21 protein-coding genes are annotated in these 26915 nt (G+C 50.3%); 12 read left to right on the top strand and 9 right to left on the bottom strand.

The annotated features are described in order from the left end of the window. The first annotated feature begins 112 nt into the window (after positions 1–112). A complete protein-coding gene (locus ACQ4MZ_RS14295) occupies positions 113–3691 on the top strand; it encodes a sensor histidine kinase (protein WP_430845751.1) in 3579 nt (1192 codons plus the stop codon). A gap of 45 nt (positions 3692–3736) precedes the next feature. Continuing rightward, positions 3737–4492: a LytR/AlgR family response regulator transcription factor gene (locus tag ACQ4MZ_RS14290; protein ID WP_430845750.1), complete on the top strand. Its 756-nt coding sequence runs from the start codon at positions 3737–3739 to the stop codon at positions 4490–4492. Positions 4493–4496: 4 nt separating this feature from the next. Here ACQ4MZ_RS14290 and ACQ4MZ_RS14285 read toward each other — a convergent pair whose 3' ends face one another. Both ACQ4MZ_RS14285 and ACQ4MZ_RS14280 read right to left on the bottom strand, forming a co-directional pair. Further along, positions 4497–4883, bottom strand: a complete 387-nt coding sequence (locus tag ACQ4MZ_RS14285; RefSeq protein ID WP_430845749.1) for a DUF3037 domain-containing protein — start codon at positions 4881–4883, stop codon at positions 4497–4499. Next, a complete protein-coding gene (locus ACQ4MZ_RS14280) occupies positions 4873–5655 on the bottom strand; it encodes a HipA family kinase (RefSeq protein ID WP_430845748.1) in 783 nt (260 codons plus the stop codon). The genes ACQ4MZ_RS14285 and ACQ4MZ_RS14280 overlap by 11 nt, the downstream gene beginning before the upstream one ends. 191 nt (positions 5656–5846) lie before the next feature. Between ACQ4MZ_RS14280 and ACQ4MZ_RS14275 the strand changes: the two genes are divergently transcribed. The 3 genes from ACQ4MZ_RS14275 to ACQ4MZ_RS14265 are packed head-to-tail and all read left to right on the top strand — an operon-like array spanning position 5847 to position 9121. Further along, complete coding sequence (locus tag ACQ4MZ_RS14275) at positions 5847–7265, top strand: immunoglobulin domain-containing protein (RefSeq protein WP_430845747.1); 1419 nt, start codon at positions 5847–5849, stop codon at positions 7263–7265. A gap of 52 nt (positions 7266–7317) precedes the next feature. Further along, positions 7318–7995, top strand: a complete 678-nt coding sequence (locus ACQ4MZ_RS14270; protein WP_430845746.1) for a hypothetical protein — start codon at positions 7318–7320, stop codon at positions 7993–7995. A gap of 34 nt (positions 7996–8029) precedes the next feature. Next, positions 8030–9121: an Ig-like domain-containing protein gene (locus ACQ4MZ_RS14265; protein WP_430845745.1), complete on the top strand. Its 1092-nt coding sequence runs from the start codon at positions 8030–8032 to the stop codon at positions 9119–9121. 33 nt (positions 9122–9154) lie between these two features. On the opposite strand, the gene ACQ4MZ_RS14260 is transcribed toward ACQ4MZ_RS14265, so the two are convergent. Next, positions 9155–10420, bottom strand: a complete 1266-nt coding sequence (locus tag ACQ4MZ_RS14260; RefSeq protein ID WP_430845744.1) for a hypothetical protein — start codon at positions 10418–10420, stop codon at positions 9155–9157. 139 nt (positions 10421–10559) lie between these two features. Between ACQ4MZ_RS14260 and ACQ4MZ_RS14255 the strand changes: the two genes are divergently transcribed. Together ACQ4MZ_RS14255 and ACQ4MZ_RS14250 are read left to right on the top strand one after the other, a co-directional pair. Beyond that, positions 10560–11576, top strand: coding sequence for a hypothetical protein (locus ACQ4MZ_RS14255; protein ID WP_430845743.1), 1017 nt, complete (start codon positions 10560–10562; stop codon positions 11574–11576). 30 nt (positions 11577–11606) lie between these two features. After that, a complete protein-coding gene (locus ACQ4MZ_RS14250; protein WP_430845742.1) occupies positions 11607–12740 on the top strand; it encodes a hypothetical protein in 1134 nt (377 codons plus the stop codon). An 83-nt stretch (positions 12741–12823) separates the two neighbouring features. On the opposite strand, the gene ACQ4MZ_RS14245 is transcribed toward ACQ4MZ_RS14250, so the two are convergent. Further along, positions 12824–13825, bottom strand: coding sequence for a quinone oxidoreductase family protein (locus tag ACQ4MZ_RS14245; protein WP_430845741.1), 1002 nt, complete (start codon positions 13823–13825; stop codon positions 12824–12826). 99 nt (positions 13826–13924) lie between these two features. Here ACQ4MZ_RS14245 and ACQ4MZ_RS14240 point away from each other — a divergent pair, with 99 nt between their 5' ends. Then, a complete protein-coding gene (locus tag ACQ4MZ_RS14240) occupies positions 13925–14791 on the top strand; it encodes an AraC family transcriptional regulator (protein ID WP_430845740.1) in 867 nt (288 codons plus the stop codon). A gap of 66 nt (positions 14792–14857) precedes the next feature. Beyond that, a complete protein-coding gene (locus tag ACQ4MZ_RS14235) occupies positions 14858–15193 on the top strand; it encodes a hypothetical protein (RefSeq protein ID WP_430845739.1) in 336 nt (111 codons plus the stop codon). A gap of 9 nt (positions 15194–15202) precedes the next feature. On the opposite strand, the gene ACQ4MZ_RS14230 is transcribed toward ACQ4MZ_RS14235, so the two are convergent. The 5 genes from ACQ4MZ_RS14230 to ACQ4MZ_RS14210 all read right to left on the bottom strand — a co-directional run bounded on the left by ACQ4MZ_RS14230 (position 15203) and on the right by ACQ4MZ_RS14210 (position 21022). After that, entirely contained in the window at positions 15203–15559 is a 357-nt protein-coding gene (locus ACQ4MZ_RS14230; protein ID WP_430845738.1) for a nuclear transport factor 2 family protein, read from the bottom strand. 60 nt (positions 15560–15619) lie between these two features. Next, a complete protein-coding gene (locus ACQ4MZ_RS14225) occupies positions 15620–16243 on the bottom strand; it encodes a HEAT repeat domain-containing protein (RefSeq protein ID WP_430845737.1) in 624 nt (207 codons plus the stop codon). An 11-nt stretch (positions 16244–16254) separates the two neighbouring features. Further along, on the bottom strand, positions 16255–17046 hold the full coding sequence (locus ACQ4MZ_RS14220) for a HEAT repeat domain-containing protein (RefSeq protein ID WP_430845736.1): 792 nt from the start codon (positions 17044–17046) through the stop codon (positions 16255–16257). A 323-nt stretch (positions 17047–17369) separates the two neighbouring features. Beyond that, positions 17370–20012, bottom strand: coding sequence for a DUF7133 domain-containing protein (locus ACQ4MZ_RS14215; protein WP_430845735.1), 2643 nt, complete (start codon positions 20010–20012; stop codon positions 17370–17372). Positions 20013–20128: 116 nt separating this feature from the next. Beyond that, positions 20129–21022: a LysR substrate-binding domain-containing protein gene (locus tag ACQ4MZ_RS14210; RefSeq protein WP_430845734.1), complete on the bottom strand. Its 894-nt coding sequence runs from the start codon at positions 21020–21022 to the stop codon at positions 20129–20131. A 199-nt stretch (positions 21023–21221) separates the two neighbouring features. Here ACQ4MZ_RS14210 and ACQ4MZ_RS14205 point away from each other — a divergent pair, with 199 nt between their 5' ends. The 3 genes from ACQ4MZ_RS14205 to ACQ4MZ_RS14195 are packed head-to-tail and all read left to right on the top strand — an operon-like array spanning position 21222 to position 26793. Next, positions 21222–21542, top strand: a complete 321-nt coding sequence (locus ACQ4MZ_RS14205) for a PadR family transcriptional regulator (protein WP_430845733.1) — start codon at positions 21222–21224, stop codon at positions 21540–21542. Between the two features lie 3 nt (positions 21543–21545). Then, positions 21546–24170, top strand: a complete 2625-nt coding sequence (locus ACQ4MZ_RS14200) for an ABC transporter permease (protein WP_430845732.1) — start codon at positions 21546–21548, stop codon at positions 24168–24170. Continuing rightward, positions 24163–26793 (top strand): ABC transporter permease, encoded by a 2631-nt coding sequence (locus ACQ4MZ_RS14195; RefSeq protein ID WP_430845731.1) that lies wholly within the window; start codon positions 24163–24165, stop codon positions 26791–26793. Before ACQ4MZ_RS14200 ends, ACQ4MZ_RS14195 begins: the two co-directional genes overlap by 8 nt. The last annotated feature ends 122 nt before the right edge of the window (positions 26794–26915 follow it).

Below are 26915 nucleotides of genomic sequence, written 5' to 3'. Positions count from 1 at the left end.
TCGGGCTCCATTATTTCCGTTAGTCAATTCATACATGCCTTTTATTCATCAATATTTACTTTGATTTTCCTTATGGCTACCTTACGTGATCAGTGGAAAATCTACTCCTTACATGCGTCATTATCAGCTCATTTGGCTCGTTTGTTTTCTTTGGTCTTTTACGTCCCGAGCGCAGTTCGTTTTTCAGAATCTCAGGGAAGAGGACGGGCTCAGCGCGAAGGATGTACGGTGTTTATATAAGGATCCGGACGGATTTCTGTGGATCGGCACAGCCAACGGGCTTAACCGCTTCGATGGAAACACCATCAAGTGTTACGATGATCTGCGGGCGGACCATCATGTGGAGGTGAAATGCATTCTTCCAATCGACGGCAACGACAATTTGCTCGTCGCTACTTCCCGCGGCCTGAAACTCTTCAATAAGGCAACCGGCAAGTATCGGGCCGACCAACGCTGGAAATCACTTGCAGGCAAGCCCATCCTGTCCGTCAAGGAAGACGGCGAACACAGGCTTTGGTTTATCTGTCGCTCCGAAATCTTCATCTACGACGGCGCAAAAATGTGGGAACTGACAGATTTACTTCCGTGGACCGGACGCATGGCCCGTCAAGACCTTGCTTTTGCCGCTGAAAGCGCTTTTTGCTGGGACGCCAGGAGAAAGGGGTTCTGGGTGGGCGGACATCAATGTTTTTTTATCGATTTCAAAAACAAAGCCGTATATGACAGCACGCATAACCCTCACCGCTGGCCTATTTTAAAGCATAAGTGGGTAACAGCCATTGCACTCGACAGAGATGCCAACTTGTGGTATAGCACAAGTGCCGGATTTTCCCTTCATTTCTCCAAGCCCGACGTTGCCAGTGACACATCTTACCTCTATCTGGATAATGTCCGCTCAACGGATGGCGCCAACTATCTATTTGTCGATAGCCAAAACAGACTGTGGGTTTCGACCTGGATGTATGCAGCTTATATGAAAGAGCCCGGGAAACCTATCCGTAAGCTATTTTACAGCCAGGACGATGCCTTCTCCATCGGCTATGGTTTCTTTTATCATATTATAGAGGACGATGAAAACGATCTCTGGTTCGCTACATTAAACGGGCTTAGTAAATTGACTTATAACAACCCGTTTGAGACAGTTTACAGATTACCGAGCAGACCATTCTTTCTCCAGGTCAACTTTGCGAGCAATAATACACTCGCTGCCAGAAGCGATACCATTCTGGCCATGAAGGAAGACGGCATTGTGCTTTTTACGGAAAGGGAAAAGACCTTTAAACAATACATTGCTTCAAAGGAAGTACTGTTAAGGAACAGGTTTTCGGGCTGCGCCTATTCAGCCGGGACGTGGTGGTTTGGCGGCGACGGCGGTTTATACAGCCTTCGTAACGGCGATAAAGAACTCCGCAGGTTTACACATAGCAAACTTCCAAAGCCTTTTTCCCCCGGCAATTTCGTGGTCATTGATAATCGGGGAAGAGTGTGGTTTCAAGTCTTTAAGGAGGGGCTGTACAGATTTGACCCAAGGACGAATAGCTGCGACCGGTTCGATGGTACAGATGACCGGTTCGGCAACTTCAATTACAAGTTTTGCCGGAGTGCGTTAAAATTGCGCAATGGTGATATCCTCTTCGCTATGAAAGGCGAGGGCATTCTCCGCTATTCTGAGCAAACGCAACGATTTTCCGTTATTCCCGTTCCTGACAAGGACAACTTTCATGCCATGCAACTTCTTGAAGACCGGGCAGGCAACTGGTGGGCCGCGGTTTGGGAGCGTGGATTATTCAAACTCAATGACCAGGGCCAGTATTTGGACAGTCTGACGCCGCGAAACGGATTTGTCACAACCCAAATCAATAGCATTGCACTTGATAAGCGCGGTGCCATTTGGGCTGCTGGCCCGAGCGGGTTACTCTTCTTTTCCCCCAACACCAAGAAAGTAACGCGCGTCCGTATCAACCTGGGAAAGACTTTACAGGATTACTGGAATTACGTGCTTGCCACTCCCGATCACATCTACGCAGCCATGCTGGATCACATTGTGGTGATAGATCCCATGAAGTTTGCCCGCATACCTGTCAAAAAGCCACCCCATATTACCTCTGTGAAAGTTTTTGGAGAGGAAATTGCCGACTTCCTTCCAACATCGTTCGTTCTTGCACCGGAGAGAGGTTTTATTACGTTTCAATATGCTTCTTTAAAACATCGGGATATTCCGTCGCTGCAGTACAGTTACCAGTTGACAGGCATCGACCAGAACTGGGTGAATGCGGGGCGCAATATGAGCGTCAGTTATAATAGCCTCACACCGGGAGACTACATATTCAAAGTCCGCAGTACAGACGAGCACGAACGATGGATGAAAAAATCGGCCATTGTAAAGATCAAAATATTGCCCTACTGGTATCAAAGCTGGTGGTTCTTTATTCTTGTTGGCTGTGTCTCAGGCGCTTTTTTCTTCCTGACATACAACAGTTATATAAACCGGAGGCAGAAACGCAACTTCTCAAAGGCGATCGAATACTTTGTCAATTCGGTTTACGGCGAAAATTCTGTTAATGAGATATGCTGGGACATCGTACGGAGTTGTTGCTCGCAATTACGCTTCGAAGACTGCACAGTTTTTCTTTGGGACCAGGATAAAAAGAAACTAGTACAAAAAGCCACCTATGGTTCAAAAAATCCAGGTGAGTTTGAAATCGTAGATCCCCTTGAGCTAAACCTGGGAGAAGGGATTGTGGGCGTTGCGGCTGAAAACAAAAAGGTAATAAACATATCAGATACGTCACGTGACGCCCGATACATCGCTCAGGATGCGAACAAGTTCTCCGAAATAGCCGTCCCCATTCTCCACGAGGGGAAGCTCATTGGCGTGTTGGATTCAGAGCACACGAAAAAGAACTTCTTCACAGAAGAGCAGGCGCGTACGTTGGTGACGATCGCTTCCATTAACGCGAACAAAATCGCCGAAGCGCAGGCGGAAGAGGAAGCAGCGAAAAAGGAAACCATGCTCCTGGAAATCAATCGGATGCTGGCAGAAAGCCAACTAATGGCCTTGCGGGCGCAGATGAACCCGCATTTCGTGTTCAACTGCCTCAATAGTATCCAGGAATGCATTGTCACACAGAAATACGGGGAGGCAAGCAAGTATCTCAACAAATTTTCGAAGCTCTTTCGGATGGTGCTCAATAATTCGGATCGAAACCTGGTGTCAATCGAGGAGGAGAAGAACGTGCTTCAATTATATCTGGAACTTGAACAAATGCGGTTCGAACAAAGCTTTGTCTACCACATTGACATAGACGAGGACCTGGAAGCTGACGATATCCTCCTGCCTTCGATGCTGCTGCAACCGTACGTCGAAAATGCTATATGGCATGGACTGATGCATAAAAATGGCTACCGCGAATTGAAAATCTCCTTTGAGCGCATTGACGAGGAAATATTCCGATGCACAATTGATGATAATGGAATCGGACGGAAAAAATCCTTCGAAATCAGAGAGCGGAATGCTACTACCAAACGACACAAATCCAAGGGCCTTCAGATTGCCAAAGACCGTCTCACGCTGATAGACCGGCAGGGCCAGCATGCTTCGGTAGAAATCGTTGACAAGTATGCCCCTAACGATGTTGCGACCGGCACCATGATTGTGATCGAGCTCTCGACGTCCCTGGATCACACCTGATTAGCACTTAAAACACCCATCTTACACTATAAATACCCCCGAGCTATGCTTAAAACACTAATCATTGATGACGAGCAGAAAGCACGCAATGTTCTGAATCATTACCTCAGCAATTCCATTGCTCAGGAAGTCGACGTCCGGCATGCGGAATCGGTTGAAGCAGCGCTGAAAGTGCTGGAAGGTTTCCAGCCCGACATTGTTTTCCTGGATGTGGAAATGCCACACCAGAATGGCTTTGAATTTCTCATGGCCCGCAAAAACCCGCCTTATGACATCGTGTTTACTACCGCCTTCAATCAATATGCCATTCAGGCCATCCGGTTCAGCGCATTGGACTACCTGCTGAAACCGGTCGACCCGGAAGAGCTGCAAACCGCCATCGATCGACATATCGAAAAAGTGAAGAGTAAACCGAAACAGGAAACACAGCAGCTATACGACAACCTGGTCCATAACATAGAGAAAAAGAACATCAGGGAATTCCGGCTTGCGGTACCATCCAGTGAGGGTGTATTCTTCTTTACATTAGATGAAATACTGAGATTGGAAGCTGATAAAAACTACACAGCCATTCATCTGATCGGAAAACGGCCATTTCTTGCGAGCAAAACCTTGAAACACTTCGATGAGATGCTGGGAGAGTTCAATTTCATCCGCACACATAAATCGCACCTGGTGAACCCGAAGTATATCAAGCAGGTAACACACAATAATCAGTTCCTGCTATTGTCAGATGGTTCGCGGATAGAGATTTCACGCCGCAAAAAGGAGCTCGTCCAGCAATATCTGAAACTGAAATAAGAGCTTACTTTACCTGCTGCGTAAAAAGCCGTTTCAATGTTTCCTCGGGGTCCGTACAAAAGCCCGGGTGAACTTTGGACGTCTGCAAAACGGTGCTGCGCGTGGCAGTAAGCCAACGAAACCGCGAGGCTACGGGTAACGCGGCAATAGGACTCCCGCATTGCCGGTTACCCTCGCAGATTTGTCTGAATGCATTGAGATAATCCTCCACCTCGGCTAAATCCGTATCGGGTGCAAAAGCGCTCAGGCGATGTCCATTAATTTCCGAAATGCAAGCAAGAAAACCACGCGAAGGACAATAGAGCACCACGCCCACGTTCATGAACTCCTCCCGTTCCACACGCGGCACAATGCGCAAAACTGCATATTCGTATAAAAATCTATCTGGCATCCCGGGCTCCTTTCACAAAGATTTCAGATGCTGACAGGCGGGCCTGCAAATAAGAAATGTAGGCCTGCCGATGCTCATCGGCAGACTCAAATGGTGAATCTCTCAGCCAATCGTCGGGAATAAGAGATACCACCGCCGGAATAACACCGTCGGCCAATCGTTCGCTGAACTCAGCATTCACTTCTTCCAGCATTGATGCACTTCGCAGCAGTACGTGGTCCTTTATTTGTGTAAATGGCCTTTTCGCCTGCTCTTCCCAGTTTTGCCACGAATGATGAAAGTAAAGCGCGGCACCATGATCGATCAACCACAGTTCCTTATGCCACATCAGCATGTTGGTATTGCGGGCGGTACGGTCGACGTTGGTCAAAAAGCTGTCAAGCCATACAATCTCGGACGCCAGCCGCGGCTCCACCTTTGTCACAACCGGGTCGAATGTAATGGCGCCCGACAGGTAATGCATCGCCAGATTGAGGCCGGTGCTCGCTTTGAGCAAATCCTGGATTTCTTCGTCGGGTTCCGTCCTTCCGAATCCTTCATCCAGATTTGCAAACACGATTTCGGGAACTTTAAGTCCCAGGAAACGGGCGAGTTCCCCTCCTATCAACTCTGAAATCAATGCCTTTGTACCCTGCCCCGCACCTCTGAATTTCAATACATACAGAAAGTCGTCATCAGCCTCCGCAATGGCAGGGAGCGAACCACCCTCGCGAAGCGGGGTAAGATAGCGAAGTACATTCACGGTTCGCAAGCTGAAAGTATTGTTGTTCACTTGAAGCAGGTAAGTCTGTTGAAAGCGCCGAAGTTAGTCATTTTGCGCTCTTTTTGCAGGATTAAACGTCGGGCGTAGGTTAAAAAAGATTTATTGTAATTCAATGCATTCATTTTGTAGAAATAATTTGGATATATCATCTCCGATCCTATATTTGTAGAACTAGTTATAAAACAAACCTTCCTCATCATTTGATAAAATACTACCTGAAACTTCTGCTGGTTCTGGCCTGCTGTGGAGAAGTTGTACCATTTTGCGTAGCTCAGCCCTCGAATGCAGTCTATCCCGACAAGCAAACCAATGGAGGCACTGCCGCAGGCGGCGGCCTCACCGGGAGCTTTTCGGTTGCCAATCCAGACAATGCCAGAAACACTGCCGGAAATACCAAACCTAACAATAATTATGCGCTGCTCACGGCCACGAGTACGCTGGGAACTTCCTCTGCATGGATTCAGCTCGAATTCCCTTCGGAAGTAATCGCCAGTACCGGTGCTCCTATGACCGTATATGTACGTACCAACAACAACAGCAGCGCATTGCTCGGTGGGGGTGTGGAGCTTACTGTACATGACAAAAATGGAGTCCAGATAAGCACTCAGTCTGCCGATTACAAAACTTATTACACCCCTGATGGCTCAGTATTTCTGGCGGTTACTCCTACCGCCACATTTAAGTACGTGAGAACGAAGCTTTCGTCGCCCGCCGCGCTAGGCACCAACACCTTGCAGGTATATTATGCCTTCTACGGGCCAGGAGCTACCAATACATCCAACCCCTACCCTTTTAATGTCGCCGATTGTGGTAGTCCGAATGTGTCCACCAAAGACTATTCCGGCATCACGTTGGGGAGCTTCGACGTCCTGAATGCCGGAAATGCGATCGATAATGACCTGAATTCCAAATCCTCGTTTGTCTCGACGGGTGTGGCTCTGCTCAGCGGACATATCAAACAGACGTTCTTTTTCAATGGTGTTTCCAACAATGCAGACGCCGTACGGGTTATTCTGTCGCAAAGTGGGTCGTTCCTGGCGGTAAACCTTGCTTCCGCCGTTACACTACAGGCCTACAACGGCGGCACGCCGGTAGGAACTTCTACGTTGGTCAGCGCGCTGCTGGATGCTGACTTGCTTGGGCTTTTGGGCGGAAATAACAACCAGGTCGCTTTTTATTTTGCCCCCAGGAATACAGCAGGCTCGTCGGTGATATTCGACAGGGTAGAGCTTGATCTCAACATCGGTGCGCTCGGCGTCGGGCTTGGCAGCAATGGCCTTAATATTCACGATGTACGGCGTTCACCGGACGCTCCCACGGCAGCAAGTCCAAAAGCCTGCAGCAATATCGGCACGGCGGCGTTGTCGGCCCTGGCACCGCAGTTGGGCATTTCGGGGATCGGCAGTTTTTCGTACACCTGGTATACTACGGCGCACGGCACCGGCTCGGTCTCAACTGCACAAAACTGGACAGCCAGCGGCCTCAGTACGCCCGGTACCGCGTCCTATTACGTGGACATAACCAAGTCGGGTTCAGGCTGTATTGCTTCGCCCCGGAAAAAAGTGGATATCCTCGTGTCGAGTCCGCCAGTTCCGCCAGGCGTAGCGCTCACCCCCTGATCACTCCAAATTCAAACCATCTTTTATAATTGTTCATTTTATCATTACAATCATGAAAAAACTGTTTACCACCCTCCTTGCAGTTGTGTTCTTCTCTTGCGTGGCACAAATTTCCAAAGCCGGCACCTATTATGTGGTGAACGGGCAATCGTTCTCGCTCTCGCCCGCGGCCGGATCCAATTTCTACCAATATCTCTGGACGCTCGATCCCGGTGTAGGTCAGGTGATCGAAACGCTCGACCAGGCAAGCGGCGGAGTGCTCACCCACACTTTCTCGGATGCCGTTACCTCGCCCAGCATTCACAAAATCACGCTGGGTGTTATCGAAGTGCTCGATGGCTGTTTATCCAATGTCGTGGAGCACACCATCATTGTGCTTCCCACTCTTACTGTAAGCATTACGGCTGATAAAGAGAATTTCTGTACGGATAAATCAGTAGCGGCTTCCTTGTCGGCGACCGTTTCTGCCACAACTGGCCTGGATACCTACGGCGTAACGATTTCCCCGTTTGCATGGAGCAAGGGCGGATCGGTAATCAGCGGACAGACGGCCTCAACCCTGAACGTAACCGAAGCCGGTATATACAGCGCCATCGTTAGTTACGTACTCCCTACAACAGGCGACTTTATTCCCACGGCTTCGAAACTGACCGGCTCGGTAACCGGCGGAACAAAAGAAATCCTGCATAACCTGCCTGTACCGACTGTCCCTGCCATCACACTTAACTAATTTGATTGATCTGAAAAAACAGAAAGCGGCAGTCATGCGCTACTCCTTTTTCATATGGATGCTTCTCGTGTCCGGCTGGGCCTCTGCGCAAAGCCAGGTCAGGGAAGTATTCATGTGCAAGGATGCTACTTTACGGATCAGAGCCGAATCTACCGGGGCGGTACGGTACGAATGGTTTCTGGACAATCAGGTGATCACGGGGGCATCCTCGGCCGAGTTGCGCGTGAAAAATGAAGGCACTTATAAAGCAGTAGGCGTCAATGCCGACGGCTGCGAATCCGGGGAATCGGTTTACATAGTGGTCAAGCATCACAAACCTTCGGCAGTCGATGATATTGCGATGGGAAAAGTAAATACGCCGGTAGTAATCGACGTGCTGAAAAACGACCTTTCCGAATGCACGGCATTTAATCCGGCCTCGCTCACAGTCGTGGAGAGCCCGGCATCGGGCACGGTAACAAGCGCGAACGGATTAATAACGTATACCCCTGATCGTGATTTCAAAGGCCGCATAACGATCGGATACACGGTGAGCGACCAGTCCGGACAGCTTTCGAATATTGCGCAAGTCGAAGTCGATATCGTTTCCGACCCATTGCCGGTAACACTGGCCTATTTCGACGTCCAGAAAAAAGAGACCGCGGCATGGCTCGAATGGCGAACCACTGAAGAGACCAACAGTGCCTATTTCGACGTGCAGAGAAGCACAGATACCCGCGACTGGCGCGTAATGGACACGGTGAATGCGGCATTTGAAAGCAACACAGCCAGAAACTACACTTTCACCGACAGCATTCCCGAACCGGGATTGAATTACTACCGGCTGAAAATGGTCGACGCCGACGGCAGCGTTGCATTCAGCGGTATCCGCTCGCTAAGCTTTCCCGAGTTTTCGTGGGCAGAAGTTTATCCCAACCCGGTCGACGATCTGTTACGTATTGTAATCCGCAACCGCAAAGTGAACAACGTCAGGGTGATCAGCCATTCAGGAGTTGTAAGGCTTTCCCGGCCGGTCACATCACCCACTTTTACAATCAGTATGAAACCGTATCCGATCGGCATGTATTACATTCATTTCGAGCAAGCCGACGGAGCTGTCAGGATATTCAAGTTGATGCATAATTAAATCAGGCCCTGGCCGATGCCGGGGCTTTGATTTTCACAATGCTTCAAAAACCGGCTTACCTCCCGATTGCAAGCTGATATTCCGGACGGAGCCCGTGCCACGGAAGCCAAATGCCAGGCCCAGAATCTTGATCGGGCGATTTGGAACCGGAAACTCAAAGGCCTGCCGGTCGTTAATTGAATAGCGGATTTTGCCGCCGGAAGCCGCGCAGGAGACCCGCACCCAATCCGAAAAGTCAACTCCCAATGCCGACAGGTCTGCTTTTTTACCGGATAGGTAGTCATCCACACTCATCAGGTAGAGGTCCGAAACACATCCTTTTACCGACAACGGTATCACAATCGGTGCATCATCGGTAAGCAAAGAAATATAGGTCAGCTGGCAGGCCGCCGCGCCTTCATTGTATTCATTTTTTATTTCGGTTAAAAAAGAAAAGTCACTAAGCGCCACCGGTTCGAAATTACCTACATTGAAATACTTGATTAAAGGCGGCTCCGGTTGTAGCGCGATATTCTTCTGCTCAATGGTTTTCGTACTCGTTCCAATGCCGTCGGCACGCAGGAATTCTTCTTTTTTCAGGTAAACCGGCATTTTGCGCTGGTCAATCAACCCTGACCAGCCGTCGGTTCCAACCAGCAGCTTATGTTCCTGAACGATCTGATCTCCGATCACCAACTTGGCTTTATAGCTACCGGGCTCGTAATACACCGAAGTGTGCTTATGAAGGTTTTTGTCGACAAGGACACGCCGGGTATCGTCCCAGGATTGCTGGATAAATACTGAATCCGTCGGTGAAGCTGTTGCGTCATAGGTAAATATGACAGAATTGGGGATACCGCGTGTTACCGGGCGGCTGTCGAAAGTGTAAGCACTTTTTTCCAGCTGCGGCTCTCCTTTATCGAATGCAACCATACTGACCAGAATAACCGTCACCACCGCAGAGGCGATCCACGCCACCTTCTTCCAACTTCGTATATTCTTCGAGGTGACCACCAGGGGAAGCTCCTCGTCAGGCTCCGTAACAACAACCCTATTTTGTTTTACAAAAGCACGCCAGTCGCCCGCCCCCGCAAAGCGCGCCAGCGTGTTCAACGTAGTTCCGCTGGGCAGGTGGTGATATTCTGTCCTGCCCCATATACGCCGGAGTGTGCTCGTGCTGAGCGACACACCGGTTTCGTTGAGAATTAGTTCGCTCAGGTTCTCAAAATCGGCCGTCTGCCAGCTGTCCGCCGGGCCCCAGCCCAGCTTGTCTTCAATGACAGCTTTGCAACGCTGCAGTTCATTTATTTCAGAAACCATTGTAGATGAGCATGATAAAACTTGACAAAACTTGAACAGAACTTGAAAACGACGTTACCGGCGGGCTCATTATGTTTGAACCATCAAAGCAACCGGCCAGCCGGCCGTGTACGCTAAGCGACCAACAAATATTTAAAAGATGCACAAATTAAGCTATTTATTGTCCATTACATTATTGCTTGTTACAGGCACGCTTCAAGCACAGACGGTTTATGTCAATGCGGCTACGGGTAGCGATGCAGCTGATGGCAAAGTCGCAACACCAGTAGCGACGTTGCAGCGTGCCGTTGAACTGGCAAAGACATTCAAGCCGGGTGAAAGCGTTACTATCAAAGTTGCGCCCGGACTTTACACGCTGCGCGACCAGGTCGTAATTGATAAGCGGAATACGGAGGAAGCATGGCTCGCCATTGAAGCGGCGTCCTTGCCCGATGATGCGGATTGGAAGCCCGCGCAAATGCCGGTAATCCAATCGATATCGGCGAACAACAGCAAAACCCAGTTCGAGCATGCCGTCGGGTTTCTTGTCGCAGCTGATCACGTGCGCATCCGCGGGCTGAAGTTTATCGGCAACAGCAACCCGGGAGTGCAGTACTATTACCCGGTAAACCGCAAAGATTCCACATTAACCGGACTGGACATTTCGCAGTGCTATTTCATCGGAGAGCGCAATTCCGCGCCCATTCAGGGAAGCATTTGGGCGCACGGCGCTGGCATTCACATCGACCATTGCATTTTTTATGGCACTAAGAATGCGCTGCTCCTTTTTATGGCCATCAGGGATTTTTCTCTTAAAAACTCCATTATAGTCGGCGCTTATGAGTCGGCAATATGGTTTGGTGCATTCCACGGGCCATTCATATTCGAAAATAATATTGTTGCCAACTCCGAATATCTGTGGCTCCGTGCGGAGAAAACGTACCCGAAATATCACTTCAAAAATTGCCTTTTTACCGGAATGCAGCACGAAATGGGTTACTACGGCCAAAACAGCGCAACGCCGGCGGACAGTAACGCACATTCCGAAGAACACGTCTCGCGCACAGGCAAGCTGCTGCTCAGCGAAGTCGCGACGAAAGGTTTACCCCACGACTACCTTCATCCCTTACCCAATTCTGCCGGAAAAGAGCTTAACGCCGGTATTTTCAAAAAGTAGGTTCATTCTAACACGTTTGCATTATTAGCCATGAAAAAATTAATTCTAGTTGCTCTCTCCGCCATTACCTTCGCTGCATTGGGTCAAAAGAAAGCCAGAACCACCGAAAAAGACTCCGGCAACTGGATAGCCCTCACTGCCGAACATTGGGATGCACCTGGCGCCAACGCCGAATTTACGACGTATGATGGCCGGCCGGCGCTGAAAGTACTCCCCAAACCAGGCCAGGTCGTCTTGAAGAATACTGTATTTTCGAACGGCACCATCGAGTTCGACTACATTCCCACCGATCAGCGGTTTGCGTCATTCTATTTCAGATACAAGGATAGCAAGGAAACCGAGCTTTTTTATTTCCGTACCCATCGCGCGGGCGACTCTACGGGCATTGAAGCTGTACAGTATACACCCGCTATTGATGGCGTGAACCTCTGGGACTTGCTGCCGCACTACCAGGGAAAAGCCAATTTTCAGAACAAAACCTGGAACCATGTAAAGCTGATTGCATCGGGTTATCAGCTGCGGGTGTTTGTGAACGATATGCAGCGACCTACCATGGAAGTGCCACGGATGGAAGGCAATATTTCGGAAGGAACGCTCGCATTCGAAGGCGAGGGCATTGTTTCAAACCTGGTAATCAAGCCCGGACAGACCGAGGGGCTTCCCGCGTACGAGGGCACCGATCCGGTTGCGCATGACCCGCGTTACCTGCGCAAGTGGCAGGTGTCCCAACCTGCTGCATTGCCGAAAAATGTGGATTTCAGCATTGATTACGCACCCAAAGCAGAAACGATGTGGGAAACGATATGGGCCGAAAGAAGAGGAATGATGAACCTGACGCGTAAGTTCGGCATGAGCAAGGAGCGTCGCCTCGTTTGGATGAAGGTCAATATCAATTCCAAAACAGACCAGAAAAAAAAGATCGCGATGGGATTCAGCGACGACGTATGGGTGTTCCTGAACGGCCGCTACCTGTATGTCGATAAAAACACTTTTGGCGCGCCCATCATGAAAGAACCTGCGGGCAGGTGTTCCATTGAAAACACCGCATTTATAATACCCTTCAAAGCCGGGAAAAACGAACTGATGGTGGCCCTCGCCAACGATTTTTACGGATGGGCATTGATAGCACGCCTGGAAGATATGGATGGGCTTACCTTTGAATAATCTATGAAGGAAGGAGGAAGGGGAGGAAGGAGGAAAGGGAGGAAGTTTTCATAGTCTTCCACCCTCCCTTTCATCCCTTTCCTCTACTGATTTGTCAGCACGATTTTACCAAACTGCCTGCCTTCGTGCATGTAATCGAAAGCTAGCTGCGCGTCCGATAACGACGGATATATTTTGTCTACGACAGGTTTGATCTGATGCTTCGCCGTAAATGCGAGCATATCCCGAAACTCCTGTAACGTCCCCATCGTCGTGCCGAGGATCGACAGGTTTCGCCAATACACTTTATTGGGGATAATGTTGCCGATTGGGCCGTCGGTGCCGCCGAAAAACACGATCCTGCCGCCCGGCTTTGCGATGTCGATCAGGGTACCGAAGCCTTTGCCCGAAGCGCTATCCAGTACGACGTCGAATCCGCCTGTTAACTCTTTCGCTTTCAGGAACCAGTTTTCTTCTTTGTAGTTAAACCCATCGACCGCGCCGAGCGCTTTGGCCTTTTCGATCTTCTCCTGCGAGCTGGAAGTAACGTACGCTTTAGCACCTGCTGCGATCGCATATTGTAAAGCCAGCAAAGCGGTACCCGCACCAATACCGGTGATCAATATCTGCTCGCCAGGTTTCAGCGCCGCCCGTGTAAACAAGGCACGGTAGGTGGTAATGCCTGCCAGCGGGAGCGCTGCCGCTTCCGCATCGGTAAGGTGCGCCGGCTTCTCATGGATATATTGGGCATCCACGGCAATGTATTCGGCAAAGGTGCCGGGTTCCGGGTTACCCAGGATTTTGAACTGGTCGCCGAATGCGGCCGGATTATGGCCCCAATCGTGGCTGGGGTTGATGATCACCACCTTCCCGATCCAGGCCGGGTCTGCATTCGCACCGGCTTCAACCACTGTGCCCAGGCCGTCAGAACCCAGAATAAGCCCTCCTTTCGGACCGGCGTATTGGCCTTTCTGAATCCACACGTCGCGGTGGTTCAAGGAGGAATAGGCCAGCTTGACAAGCACCTGGTTTTCACCAGGCACAGGCGTTTCCACTTCTTTGATAATGAGTGGGGCATTGGTATCGGTCAAAAATACTGCTTTCATAAATTAAAACGATTTTGTGTTTGACAATGCAAATTTGTACCGATTTTTAAGCATATTTACAGTACAATTTTTCCAAAATCCGGTATATTTTTCGCAGCCATGAAAGAAAACCTGCACGAACCCTTCGAAATTATTTACAAGGAGCTCGACGAATGTCCCAAACCGACACATCAGCACAACTTTTTTGAATTGATCTACATTCTGGAAGGTACCGGCGTGCAGGAGATCAACCATCATACTTTCCGGTACAATGCCGGCCATATGTTTTTGCTCACCCCCGAAGACACGCATTCTTTCGACATCGAGACGACTACCAAGTTTGTTTTCATCCGCTTCAATGATGTGTATATCAAGCGGAATACGTCCTTGGCGAGCGCCTCACAAAGGGAGGACCTCTTGCAAAGACTGGAATTTATCTTGCAGAATGCCAGCCACCAACCCGGGTGCATTCTCAAAAACCAGACAGACAAGCGCATTGTCAAGCCGCTTGTAGAGGCGATAATCCGCGAGTACGTCAACCGCGATATGTACAACCAGGAGCTTATCAGGCAATATGTCAACACGATGATTATCCTGGTAGCCCGCAATATTGCCATGTATCTGCCCGAAAAGATCACTGAATGCAGCGAAGAAAAGGCCATTGACATCCTTCAATATATTCAAGCCAACCTATATCACCCCGAAAAGATCAAGGCCGCCCACATCAGCAGCCACTTCGGAATATCGGAATCCTATCTGGGAAGGTATTTCAAGAAACACACCAATGAAACAATGCAGGAATACATCGTCAATTCAAGGTTAAAACTGGTCGAAACCAGGTTGTTGCACAGCGACATGCGTATGAACGAAATTGCCTCCGAGCTTTCATTTACAGACGAAAGCCACCTCAACCGGTTTTTCAAAAAGAGCAAAGGAATGAGCCTGGGTGAATATCGTCGCAAGCACCGGGGAATGACAAGCACATAGATTCCCCGAAGTTCCTGGAACAGTATTTGAAGAAGGTTCAAATCACTAAACTAAAAGCCACCGCCCATGAAGCCGCTTAAAACGTTCGTACTTGCCCTGACATTAGTCATTCCCTCCTGCACATTTGCGCAATCCGGCGATGCTTCGACTCGATCATTGAGACAGGAGCAGAAATACCAGCGCAAGACGAAGAGGCATCAGGTCAAAACAGCCGATTCATCGGACCTGAATGCGATTTTGAAGGATTCGGCCAATGCGGAAACCGGCCCGATACTTAATGATAATGGGGCCATTAACTCGTCCGGCAGCATCGACGGCAACCGCAGCAGTACCGGTCGGCCGGGCGCCGATACCACGTCCTACACGGTGAAGCGGAAAAGGACTCTTATTAAAAAGCCGTAAATTGGATTTTTATGACAAAACAGGCCGCGGATCGAAAATCACACGGATGTGTGTGATTTTACCGTCATGCACTTCGTACCAGCCGGCAGTCAGTACATTCTTGCCGCCCATATCGATCTCATAAAGTACCGAAACCGAATCCTCATCGTAGAGCAGTTTCTTCACATGATAGCGCAGTTTCATCTTCGACATCTGCCTTACATATTCGTCCCTTCCCTCCACACTCCCGAGCACTCCTTCGAACCTCACATTCTCGTCCATGAGCTCCCCCGCTCCCTCAAAGTCACCATTGTTCAAAGCTTTGAGAAAAGCCGATACCGTGGCTGCACTCGCAGCCGCGCTTAAATACTTATTTACTTGCTCCATGGTTACATACGTTTGTTTTGAGCAACGCCAGCGAAAATGATGCCAGAAGATTGGGGGCTGCTACCCAAGCCGCTTCAAAACCTTCTCCATCCGCTTGCGTTTTGATTCTTTTTCAAAATCACCCAGGCGACTGGTAAGCGTCTTCACGAATATCGCCTTGTGCGCTGCGCTGATCACCGGTAATGCATTCTCGGCATACATCGGAAGCTGGTTAGACGGACAGCTCAGCATTTGTTCATTCAGTAAGGGGAGCGTCTGATCGGCATAGGCGGGAATGCCGCTGAGCTTGATGAGAATGGCGACAAAATTGTCACGGGTAATTACGGAGCCTTTGTCGGCAACTGCGGCAAGTTGGGGAACCGCCGCAAATACAACTTCCGGTTTTTCGCGCGCAATGGCGTTCAGGGCTGTCATGGCGCCCCACTGCATCCGGTTGTCCTTGCTTCCGAGCAACGCGGCGAACTGATCGGCGTAAGCTGCTATTAACGGAGGCATCCGTTCGCCAATTTCATAGAGTACTTTAATGCAGTCATGGCGGACGTCCTTACTTTTATGGCTCAGGTTTTCAATCAGATCAGCAATGGCACTACCATCGCCATTTGTGGCAATTTCGATGGCTAATTCCTGATTAGGCACTTCATCACGACGGCCCAGCGAGGTTGCAAGTCTGGATATTACGGTCATAGACATTTGAGTTAATACGCCTTTCCACTACTTTTCCGCTTACGATCGGGATAATGCGCATCGATCAGTTTGATTGCCTCCGCCTGTGTTAGCGCTGCGAAATTACGATAACGGTGATGTACATCAATAATTTCTTCTAGTGCTGCGTCGACGAGCGGGCGGTTCTCCCAGCCTTTCAGATCCGCGAGTACGATGGCAAGGCAACCTTTTTTGTAGGCGATCTGCCCGATCACATGCACGAGCGTATTGCGTACGCGTGCCGTGCGGTCGTGTTGAAGCTCGGCCAAAAGCGGCAGAATATCTTCGGGGTGCTTGCGCCCGCGCAGTTCGATACCATGGCAAATTTCTCTTCGGATTTCCTTGTCCTCATGGTGCAGATACTCCCCCGCCCATGCCAGGACCGGTGTAGGATTTACCTCGCCCATTTTTTTCACCGAACCGATCACCGCATTTCTCGGCGAATGATGCGGATCTTTCAATCCTTCGTCGAAATAATATCGAACTCCTTCGAAGTCCCATTTACCGATTTCGCCCGCCGCATTGATCACCGTTTGTCTGACCTTGAAATCCGGATCGGACCTGAATTCGAAGAGCATAGCCAGGATCGCGGGGCGAAGGGTGACGTCCCCGGAGTATAACCGTCCCGTCACCAGGTAAGCCGACTTTCGAATGTAAGTATCGTCATCTGAATAGAGCAGACGTACTTTTTGAAGATTATAGCTTAGCAATGCATCCTTAATTACTCCTTTGATCGCAAGTACGCGATCGGCTCTTTCGGACTTTGGTAAATCATAAAATGCCACTGGACTGGAAGAAGCTGGTCAAAAAAATCCCCGGCGAAAGCGGGCCTGCCGGGGGATGCTGTATAAATAAACGTTGAGTAAGAGACGATGGGTGCAAATAATAAATAACTCAACAACTACAAATTACTTCTATCAGGCTACTAATTTATCGCAAAAATTGTAGATTCCGCAAAAAAATGGTCACAAACCCGCAAAAGTTCGTCAAAAAAGTACCGTTTTGCACTTTTAAGTGCTGAAATCTCCGGAATCTCAACCTTGGTTTTAACAAAAAAAAGCCGGCCCACGAAATGAAGGGCCGGCTTTCAGTAGTTAATGCTTGTAACCTACTTCTTCTGCTGTGACAGGAAGGTGATCAATGAAGCAAATTCCTCATAAGACAGCTCATTGGCCAGCCCCGGAGGCATCATCGAAGTTTCCAGTTCCTTGCGCGAGGTAATATTAGCTACTTTAATGGTGTTCACCTGGCCGGTAATGTCACGGATCACCAGTTTTTCAGCCGATTCTTCCGAAACAAAACCCATGTAGGTTTTATCACCTTTGGTAGTGATCATTACCGAAGCAAAGCCCTGGGAAATCGACGCATTCGGCTTCAAAATCGACTCCGCGATCTGCTCGCGGTTCATGATCGAGCCGATCTGCCCCATGAATGGCCCCTTCATCACCTCATTGCGGCTCAGACTGTGGCAGGCTACGCACCCCTGTTTGGTGAACAGCTTCCGTCCCGTGGCAGGATCACCCTGGATTTTCGCGATCGCCAGCATCACATCCTCAATCGATGACTCTCCTACTTGCCCTTTTTTATTACGGATCTTTTCCAGGTCGACTTTCACCTCCTCTTTCGCAGCGGCTACTTCTTCCCCACCGAACTCGGTAATACCCATGCGGTTCCGCGCATTCAGATCGGCGAAGAATTGTTTGTCGCTTGCAGCGTTAAATTCTCTCATCAAAAAGTCTTTCACCTTCGCAGACGACTCCCATTCAACGGCCTTATAATATGGACCATGCGTATCAGGGCGTGTGCTCCACCACCATGAACCGTCGTAATCAGCTTCCTTTTTATAGATTCTGCCCAATGTCATCAGGATCTGTTCTTTCAACCCCTTATCGCTGGTTTTGCCATAAGCGGCGATCAATCCGTCGACAGCCTTGGGATCGTGCATGTAGCGCAACGCCCACAATGCGATCGTGGAGTTTTCGGTACCGATTGCTTTCACACAAGCATCTACCGCATTCAATGCCACAAGCGAGCGCACCGCGATGTGCGGAGTTACGATAGCCGAATTCGGCGTTGCGTGGGGACCTTCGGTTCCTTTGGCAGGTGCTACAAAAGAGCCTGGCACTTTCACTTTCAGCAATGCTTCTGCGCCTTCCGGTCTGCCCAAACGGCCTAACCCGATTGCCGCAGCCAGTTTCTCCCGCGCATTACCATTTTCGAGCGCTTGCAGGAATGGCTCTACGGGCACTTTGGCGATATAAGGCTTACGATCGGCCAGTGCACGCAATGCGTATTCGCGCATATCGCTTTCGGAAGCAAGTTTCGCAAGGTTATCAATACCTTCCGTTCCGGCTGCCTGCGCGTAAGTGTACATACCCGCCACGCGTACGTATAAAGGAGCCTTCTTGTCCCCGGCAACAGCCCATGCCGCTTTCGCCGCATCTTTTGCAGGGCGTTTCAGTAATTCCTGCTGCGCCGCCAGACGCTGCACAGCACTTTCCGACCGCAACAATGCCGCCAGCTGTTTCACCGATGACTTACTGATGTCTTTAAATGCCTTATACTGCCATCCCTGTGGCACCGCACGGGAAATAAAACCTTTACCCGGGTTACCCGAATATCCGGCGCCATCCCAGGCCGCCAGGTAAACACGTCCCGAAGCATCGATGTCCAGGTCGGTAACCTGTGAAAGCTTGATGAACTCCTCCTCCTTTTGCTGGAACGTAGGACCATCCGGCGTCACGCGGTGCACATACACCTGGCTGCGCCCCCAGTCGGCCATCATTGGTACACGGTTATATTTGGCCGGCCAGGTCGGGTCATCCAAAAAGAGCGAACCTGTGCCCGAACCTCCCCCAAGGTCGATCAAAGCAGGAATGATCTCTTCGGTAAAATTCTTGAACAACACCGGGTAACCATACTCCCCTGACTGGATCTGGTTGCTGAAACGAATGTTCCAGCCGCCGCCGTCGTTGGTGTTGTCGCGGGTAAAGATGTTCATATAAGGGTCAATCGCCACGTCGTAAATGTTACGCAATCCGTGGGTATATACCTCCATTTCGGTGCCATCGGGGCGTACGCGAACGATACCGCCCCCCAATTGGGTCATTTTCTTGCCCGAGCGGTCGAGCGCGTCGTGGAACCCGAAGTCGCCCACGGCAATGTAGATCCACCCGTCGATGCCCATGCGGATCCCATTAGTAGCGTGGTCTGTGCCACGGCTTTGGAGAAATTTGGGCGAACATATATTTTCTACCAGCGGCTTAGCGGGTCCGTCGGCTGACCCGTCGTGGTTTTTGTCTTCCAGCACCACCAGGTCCATTCCGGAAGCCTTTCCGGTTTCTTTGGAAAAAGTAGTATGCAAAACAAACACCTGGTCACCCTGCGCAATGATCCCACGAGGGTTATCCAGCATGGCAAACGTGGTGTGCTGGTCTACTTTGCCGTCATTATTCGTATCGACAAGCCGCACAATGCTGCCTTTTCCGGGGGTTTTGCCCAGTGAGCCTATCATATCGACACCCACAAATACCTCACCGGTAGGCGCCACAGCCAGACAGGCGGGACTTGGCGTAAGATCATGACCTGCAAAATGCGTTACATTCAGTTCTGCCGGCCATGCGGCAGCGTTAGGAAGGGAGTCGGCTTTGGCCAGATTCCGAGTTTCGGATCTTTCCTCTTTTTGAAGGGTGCCCGTCGTCGACCATAGCATAAGCAGGAACGCCGAGACGCTTAATGTAATTTTTAACATAAATAGTTTAACAAAAATAATTTCAACCCTTTCATCAAGAGCTGATTGGTACAGTACACAGATTCTTAAAATAGGATGCAGGTCATAACTACTCTAAAAACCCGCAATATAGCCCTCTATTTTCTCTGGTAAAGCGCGAAGCGCATGAAAAGCTCCGGTAAGGCCTCCTGCTGGCCATGCAGCGTAGTGAAATGAAAGTGGCGGTCAATCGACAGCCCTTCTACATCGACAATGCGGCATTCCTTGCTCTGCAATTCTTTCAATACGGCATGCACCGAAATGAACGCCATACTGTCGGAATGCAGGATGTACAATTTCATACTTTCGCTGCTGCTCAGCTGCATTTCCACATTCAAATCACCCAGCCCAAGCCCGATCGACTTCAACGCATGGGCAATCACTTCCAGCGTACCCGAACCCGGCTCGCGCAGCAGCAGCGGAATGTCACATAGTTGTTCGGCATTCACTATGCCCGTAGCCGCCAGCGGATTTTTGCTGTTCGCCACAAGAACGATCTCGTCGTTCAGGAACTCGGTATACTTGATAGCCGCATTCTTGGAAAACCCCTCGATCACCCCCAGATCGATCTCCTTATGCTGCAATGCATGTTCGATCTCCTCGGTGTTTTTGGTGGTAAGCGTCACCTCGATGTTATGGAACTTTCGATGAAATGCAGCCAGAATCGGTGGTAGAATGTACTGGGCGGCTGTCGTGCTCGCCCCCAGCCTCAACTTGCCGCTATTGCGCTGTGAAAGGCTGCTGATTTCAAATTCCAGATTTCTGTAAATATCGAAAATCTGCTCGGCATGATGCAGTAGTATTTCCCCGGCTGCTGTGAGACTGATCTTCGACCCATTCCGCTCAAACAATTTAGTTTTTAACTGGTTTTCCAATTCATGAATATGCTTGGTCACCGCTGGCTGGGTAATAAAAAGCTCGGCGGCGGCTTTGGTAAAGCTCAGGCGACGGGCGACGGTTTGAAAAACTTGTAAGCGGAAGTCGAAGACCATGAAGCAGCTGTTCTGTGAATATGCAAAAGCAAAGAAAACGCTTTCCCGACAAATGCCCGCACGCATTGTCCGGCATTGGCACCGGGTGTCCGCTTTCGGACAACACATTTTTCCAAAAAATGCATTCAAACAGCCTGTAAGCCATTTCTCAATAGCGGCACACCATTTGTTATACATTTACAGAAATAATAAAACCCTTATGAAAGGAACCTATCTGGGAGAGTTTGAAGAAGTAGTGCTGCTGGCAGTCGCGATACTGGCCGGGGATGCGTACGGGGCGTCGATTACCAACGAAATCGAACAACAAATGGGACGGTCGGTGAATCTTGGAGCCGTACATGCGGCCTTGCACCGCCTGGAAGAGAAAGGCCTGCTGTCGTCACGCCTGGGCGGGGCTACGGCTGAACGGGGCGGGCGGAGTAAACGCTTTTTCACTATCACGATGGCCGGTACCAAAGCACTGGACAATATTCGTGAGATCCGCAACCGTATGTGGAGTGCCATTCCTAAACCCGCCTAAACCATGAAAGCCCCTATTCAACCACCCAAATGGGCTACACGCCTGCTGCATGGATTCTGTGCGCCGCACCTGGTAAACGACCTGGAAGGTGACCTGCTGGAACTGTTCTCTCAGCGTGCACGCACCTACGGGCCACGCGAGGCGCGCAGGCGTTACGTACGCGACGTGTTCAGTCTGATACGTCCTTTTGCATGGAGAAAAGAGCCCGAAAAATATCCCAAACCTGCATTCACCCAGTCAGCCATGATCCGTAACTATTTCAAAATCGCATTCCGCAACCTGGCCAAACACAAAATGTTCTCCATTATTAATGTACTGGGGTTGTCGGCGGGTATGACCGCCTGTTTCCTCATCGCATTATACGTGCATTTCGAGCTGACTTATGATGCTTTCAACCAGAAAGCCGACCGCATTTACCGCGTTGCCGCAGACATTAAAACCAACTCTGAAACGCTCCGCTACGCGATCAGTCCGTGGGCGATGGCATCCAACATGCAAAATGAATTTCCCGAAGTGGAAGCTTTTGTACGGGTACAAAAAGAGGAGACGCTGTTCCGGAAGGGCGATCTTAAATTCATTGAAGAAAACACCGTACTCGCCGATTCAACGCTGTTCAGTGTCTTTGATTTAAAATTATTGAAAGGCAATCCCAAGACGGCCCTGACAGCGCCCCTGAGCCTGGTTTTGACCGAAACCGCGGCCAGGAAATACTTCGGTGCCGCCGATCCCGTCGGTCAGACGCTGCTGCTAGGTGACCATAGCGAGCCAGCCCAGATTACCGGCGTCATGCAGGACCCGCCGACTAATTCGCAGATCAAAGGAGACATTTTCGTCTCTATGAGCACCTACACTGCACATCAGGACAAAAACATCGAACGGGAATGGGGCAGCTTCGGCGCTATCGCATTCGTGCTCGTCAAACCCGGTACCGATCCCGCTGCCATGGAAAGGAAGTTCCCTGCATTTGTTCAAAACCATGCCGGGAAGATGATGGCCGAACAACAAATGCAAATCAGCCTGAGCCTCGAACCGTTAAGGGACATTTACCTGCATTCAACTCGCCCGGCGGAAGAATCGGGCAGTGCCGATAACCTTTACATTTTCAGTGCCGTCGCGCTGTTCATTATGGTCATCGCCGGCATCAACTTCGTAAATCTGACTACCGCACGTTCGGTGGAGCGGGCACGGGAGGTGGGTATGCGCAAGGCGGTGGGTGCTGCCAAAGGTGCCTTGGCCCGGCAATTCATCACGGAATCGGTACTGATATGTATGATCGCTTTTGTATTGTCCATGGCTATTACGGCTGCCTTGTTGCCATTTTTCAACATACTCGCCGGCAAACAGGTCAGTAAGGGGATCGTCCATGAAATACCTTTTGCGGCAATCGGATTAGTCCTCGCGGGGTTGATCGGAACACTGGCAGGCGTTTACCCCGCTTTTGTCCTCTCTTCCTTTGAACCGGTGAAAGTCCTGAAAGGTCGTTTCACAACGAGTTCGAAAGGAGTTATGCTCCGAAAAGGACTGGTGACCGTGCAGTTTGCCATTTCCATCGTTATGATTATCGCTACGATTGTCGTGTACACACAGCTCGATTTCATGCGCAGCCACGACCTGGGCTTTAACAAAGACCAGACGTTGGTTATCCAGGCCGGCACCGGCCGTAACCGCGATGCCTTTAAGGAGTCCATTCTGGATTTCACAGGGGTGCGATCGGCAGCGGCCTCTGCGGCCGTGCCCGGCAGCTGGACTCCGCAGGCATATTCAAAAGTGGAAAACAGCAGTGGCGAAATGCAGGCCGGCAATCTCGATGTTTACCGGGTGGATTTCGACTTTATCCGGCAATATGGATTACAGGTTGTAGCCGGGCGCGCGTTCTCCAAAGCATATGCGACCGACAGTACCCAATCGCTGATGATCAATGAGGCAACGGCGAAAGTACTGGGCTACCGTTCCGCCGGAGAGGCCATTGGCAAAAAGTTTGAGCAATGGGGCCGGAAAGGGGTGATTATCGGAGTTGTCCGGGATTTTCATTTTAAATCATTGCAGGAAAACATCAAACCGCTGACCTTCCGCATTACCGACTTTTGGAATGGCAACCTGCTCTCCGTCAAAATAGACGGCGGCAATGTGAAACAAACTCTTTCAGCGATCGAAAATCAGTGGAAAAAGGCGAATCCCGATAAGCCATTCACCTATTATTTCCTGGACGAATTCTACGACCGCCAGTACCGCGCCGACGAGCGTTTCGAAACGCTCTTCCTGAATTTTGCCGGATTGGCGATCTTTATATCCTGTCTGGGGTTGTTGGGACTTGCCTCTTACTCCACCGTTCAGCGAACAAAAGAGATTGGTGTCAGGAAAGTCATGGGGGCTTCGGCAGCCAGCATTGTCGGACTGTTGTCCAGGGACTTCCTTCAACTGGTAGGCATTGCATTCGTAATCGCGGCCCCGCTAGCGTGGTTCGCGATGCACCGCTGGCTGGAAGGTTTTGCCTACAAAACCGATATCCGTGCGTGGATTTTTGTTGCGGCGGCATTGCTTTCCACGTTTGTCGCCCTGGCTACCATTAGTTTCCAGAGCATTCGCGCCGCGTTGATGAACCCGATAAAAAGTTTGCGCAGTGAATAAAATCCCCAATAGCGAACCGCCCAAATGGGCCACCCGGCTGCTGCATTGGTTTTGCGCCGACCACCTGGTTAACGACCTCGAAGGTGATTTACTCGAACTCTTCGCGTACCGCGCACGCACGCACGGAATTCGCGAGGCGCGCAGACGGTACGTGCGCGACGTATTTAGCCTGATACGCCCTTTTGCATGGAGAAAAGAAGCCGAAAAATACCCCAAAAACGCATTCACCCAGTCAGCCATGATCCGTAACTATTTCAAAATCGCATTCCGCAACCTGGCCAAGCATAAGACGTTCTCGCTAATTAACCTCATGGGATTGTCGGCAGGTATGACCGCCTGTTTTCTGATTGCATTATACGTGCATTTCGAGCTGACCTATGATGCATTCAACAAAAAGTCCGACCGTATTTACCGGCTTTCAACCGACATTTCATACAGTGGCGGCATGCTGCATTACAGCATCAGCGCCTGGCCATTCGGGCCCAATTTGCAAAACGATTTCCCCGATATAGAAGCATTTACCCGCATCAGTAAGGAGAATTACCTTTTCCGTAGGGGCGATTTGAAATTCAATGAACCACAAACCATCCTGGCTGATTCTTCGCTTTTTCAGGTGCTTGATTTAAAACTCCTGCAAGGCAATCCCAAAACCGCATTGCAGGCGCCATTCAGCGTGGTACTCACCGAAAGTACTGCTAAAAAATACTTCGGCGACCGCGACCCGATGGGGCAGACGCTGCTCGTCGGCGACGCCGGGGATGCCGCACAAGTGACAGGTATTATGCAGGAGCCGCCCATGAACTCGCAGATCAGGGGCGACATTTTCATTTCCATGACCACCCATACCCGGCACTATAACACTGCCGTAAACGAAGAATGGGGCAATTTCGGCACCACTACTTACCTGTTGTTGAAACCCGGCACTGATCCGGCGGTACTTACCAGCAAGTTTCCGGCATTTATCGAAAGGCATACCGGCGCTTTCCTCCGCCAGGAAAAAGTATCGTTCACTTTCGTCCTCGAACCGCTTCTTGACATTTACCTGCATTCCGACCGTGAGGCGGAGCAGTCAGGTAGCCTGACCAATATCTATACATTCACCATTATCGCCGTTTTCATCCTGCTCATTGCCTGCATTAATTTCGTGAACCTCACCACCGCCCGCTCGCTCGAACGCGCCCGCGAGGTAGGTGTGCGCAAGGCGATCGGTGCGGCAAAAAGTGCGTTGGCGCGCCAGTTTATCTCAGAATCCCTGTTGATGTCGTCGCTCAGTTTCGTTCTTGCCGTCATACTTTCGGCCGCATTAATCCCGCTTTTCAATCGACTTTCGGGCAAAACGATCAGCAACGGCATTGCGGAAGAATTGCCGTTTATAGCCATCTTGTTCGGTGCCTCCCTGCTGATAGGGCTGGCATCGGGCATTTACCCAGCGTTGGTACTATCGTCGTTCGAGCCGGTGAAAGTATTGAAAGGCAGGTTTGTAACGAGTAGTAGCGGCAATTTTCTGCGAAAAGGGCTGGTTACCGTGCAGTTTGCTATTTCCATTGCATTGATTATCGGCACAATGATCGTCTACACACAGCTCGATTTTATGCGGAGCCATGAGCTGGGCTTTTCTAAAGACCAGACGTTGATAATCCCGTCGGGTACGGGCAGTGGCCGCGAGGCATTAAAGAATGCATTGCAGCATGTGAACGGTGTGGAGTCCGTTGCGGCATCGTCGTCGGTGCCGGGTGGCGAAAACTCGGACGCGCATTCGAAGATCGAGAACAGCCGGGGCGAAATGCAGGCGGCTACACTGGACGTATACCGGGTCGATTTTGATTTTATTCCTCAATATGGATTGAAACTGGTGGCCGGCAGGCCGTTTTCGAAGGAATTTACTACCGACAGCACCAAAGCCCTGGTGATCAACGAGGCAGCCGCGAAGCTGCTGGGGTACAATGCGCCGGCACAGGCGATAGGCAAAAAATTCAGTCAATGGGACCGCAAGGGAACCATTATCGGCGTGGTGAAGGACTTCAATTTCAAATCTTTACGCGAAAAAGTAAAACCCCTCACCTTTCGCCTGCTTGATCCGTGGAATGGCGACTGGCTATCCATCAAGCTGAATGGCAATCACATACATCAGACCCTGGAAGCCATTGAAACACAATGGAAAATTCAGCATCCCGACCGCCCATTCAGCTACTTTTTCCTCGACGAGTTCTACGACCGCCAATACCGCGCCGACGTTCGTTTTCAGGAACTTTTCATCAATTTCGCCGTGCTGGCCATCGTCATTTCCTGCCTTGGCCTGCTTGGTTTGGCATCCTTTTCTACTGTGCAGCGCACGAAGGAGATTGGTGTGCGTAAAGTAATGGGTGCTTCGGCGGTGAGTATCGTCGGGTTGTTGTCGAGAGATTTCATGCAGCTGGTGGGTATCGCATTTGTGGTTGCCGCACCCGTAGCCTGGTTCGCTATGCACCGCTGGCTGGAAGGTTTTGCATACAAAACCGAGATCAGCCTCTGGATTTTTATCGCGGCAGCTCTGCTTTCAGCCCTTGTCGCCCTGGCTACCATTAGTTTCCAGAGTATTCGCGCCGCATTAATGAACCCGGTGAAGTCGCTCAGGAGCGAGTAGGCAGATGTTACATCGGTCATGCGTGGTCAGAAATGGTTAAGAGTTGTTATGAGTTGTCAAGAGTGGTCATGAGTAGTCAGAAATGGTCATTTATTGTTTTATATTGGATGAAATCCGCATCG

The organism is Dyadobacter sp. BHUBP1 (assembly GCF_050587785.1).
Classification (GTDB): Bacteria; Bacteroidota; Bacteroidia; order Cytophagales; family Spirosomataceae; genus Dyadobacter.
This window is presented reverse-complemented; position numbering and strand designations above follow the sequence as displayed.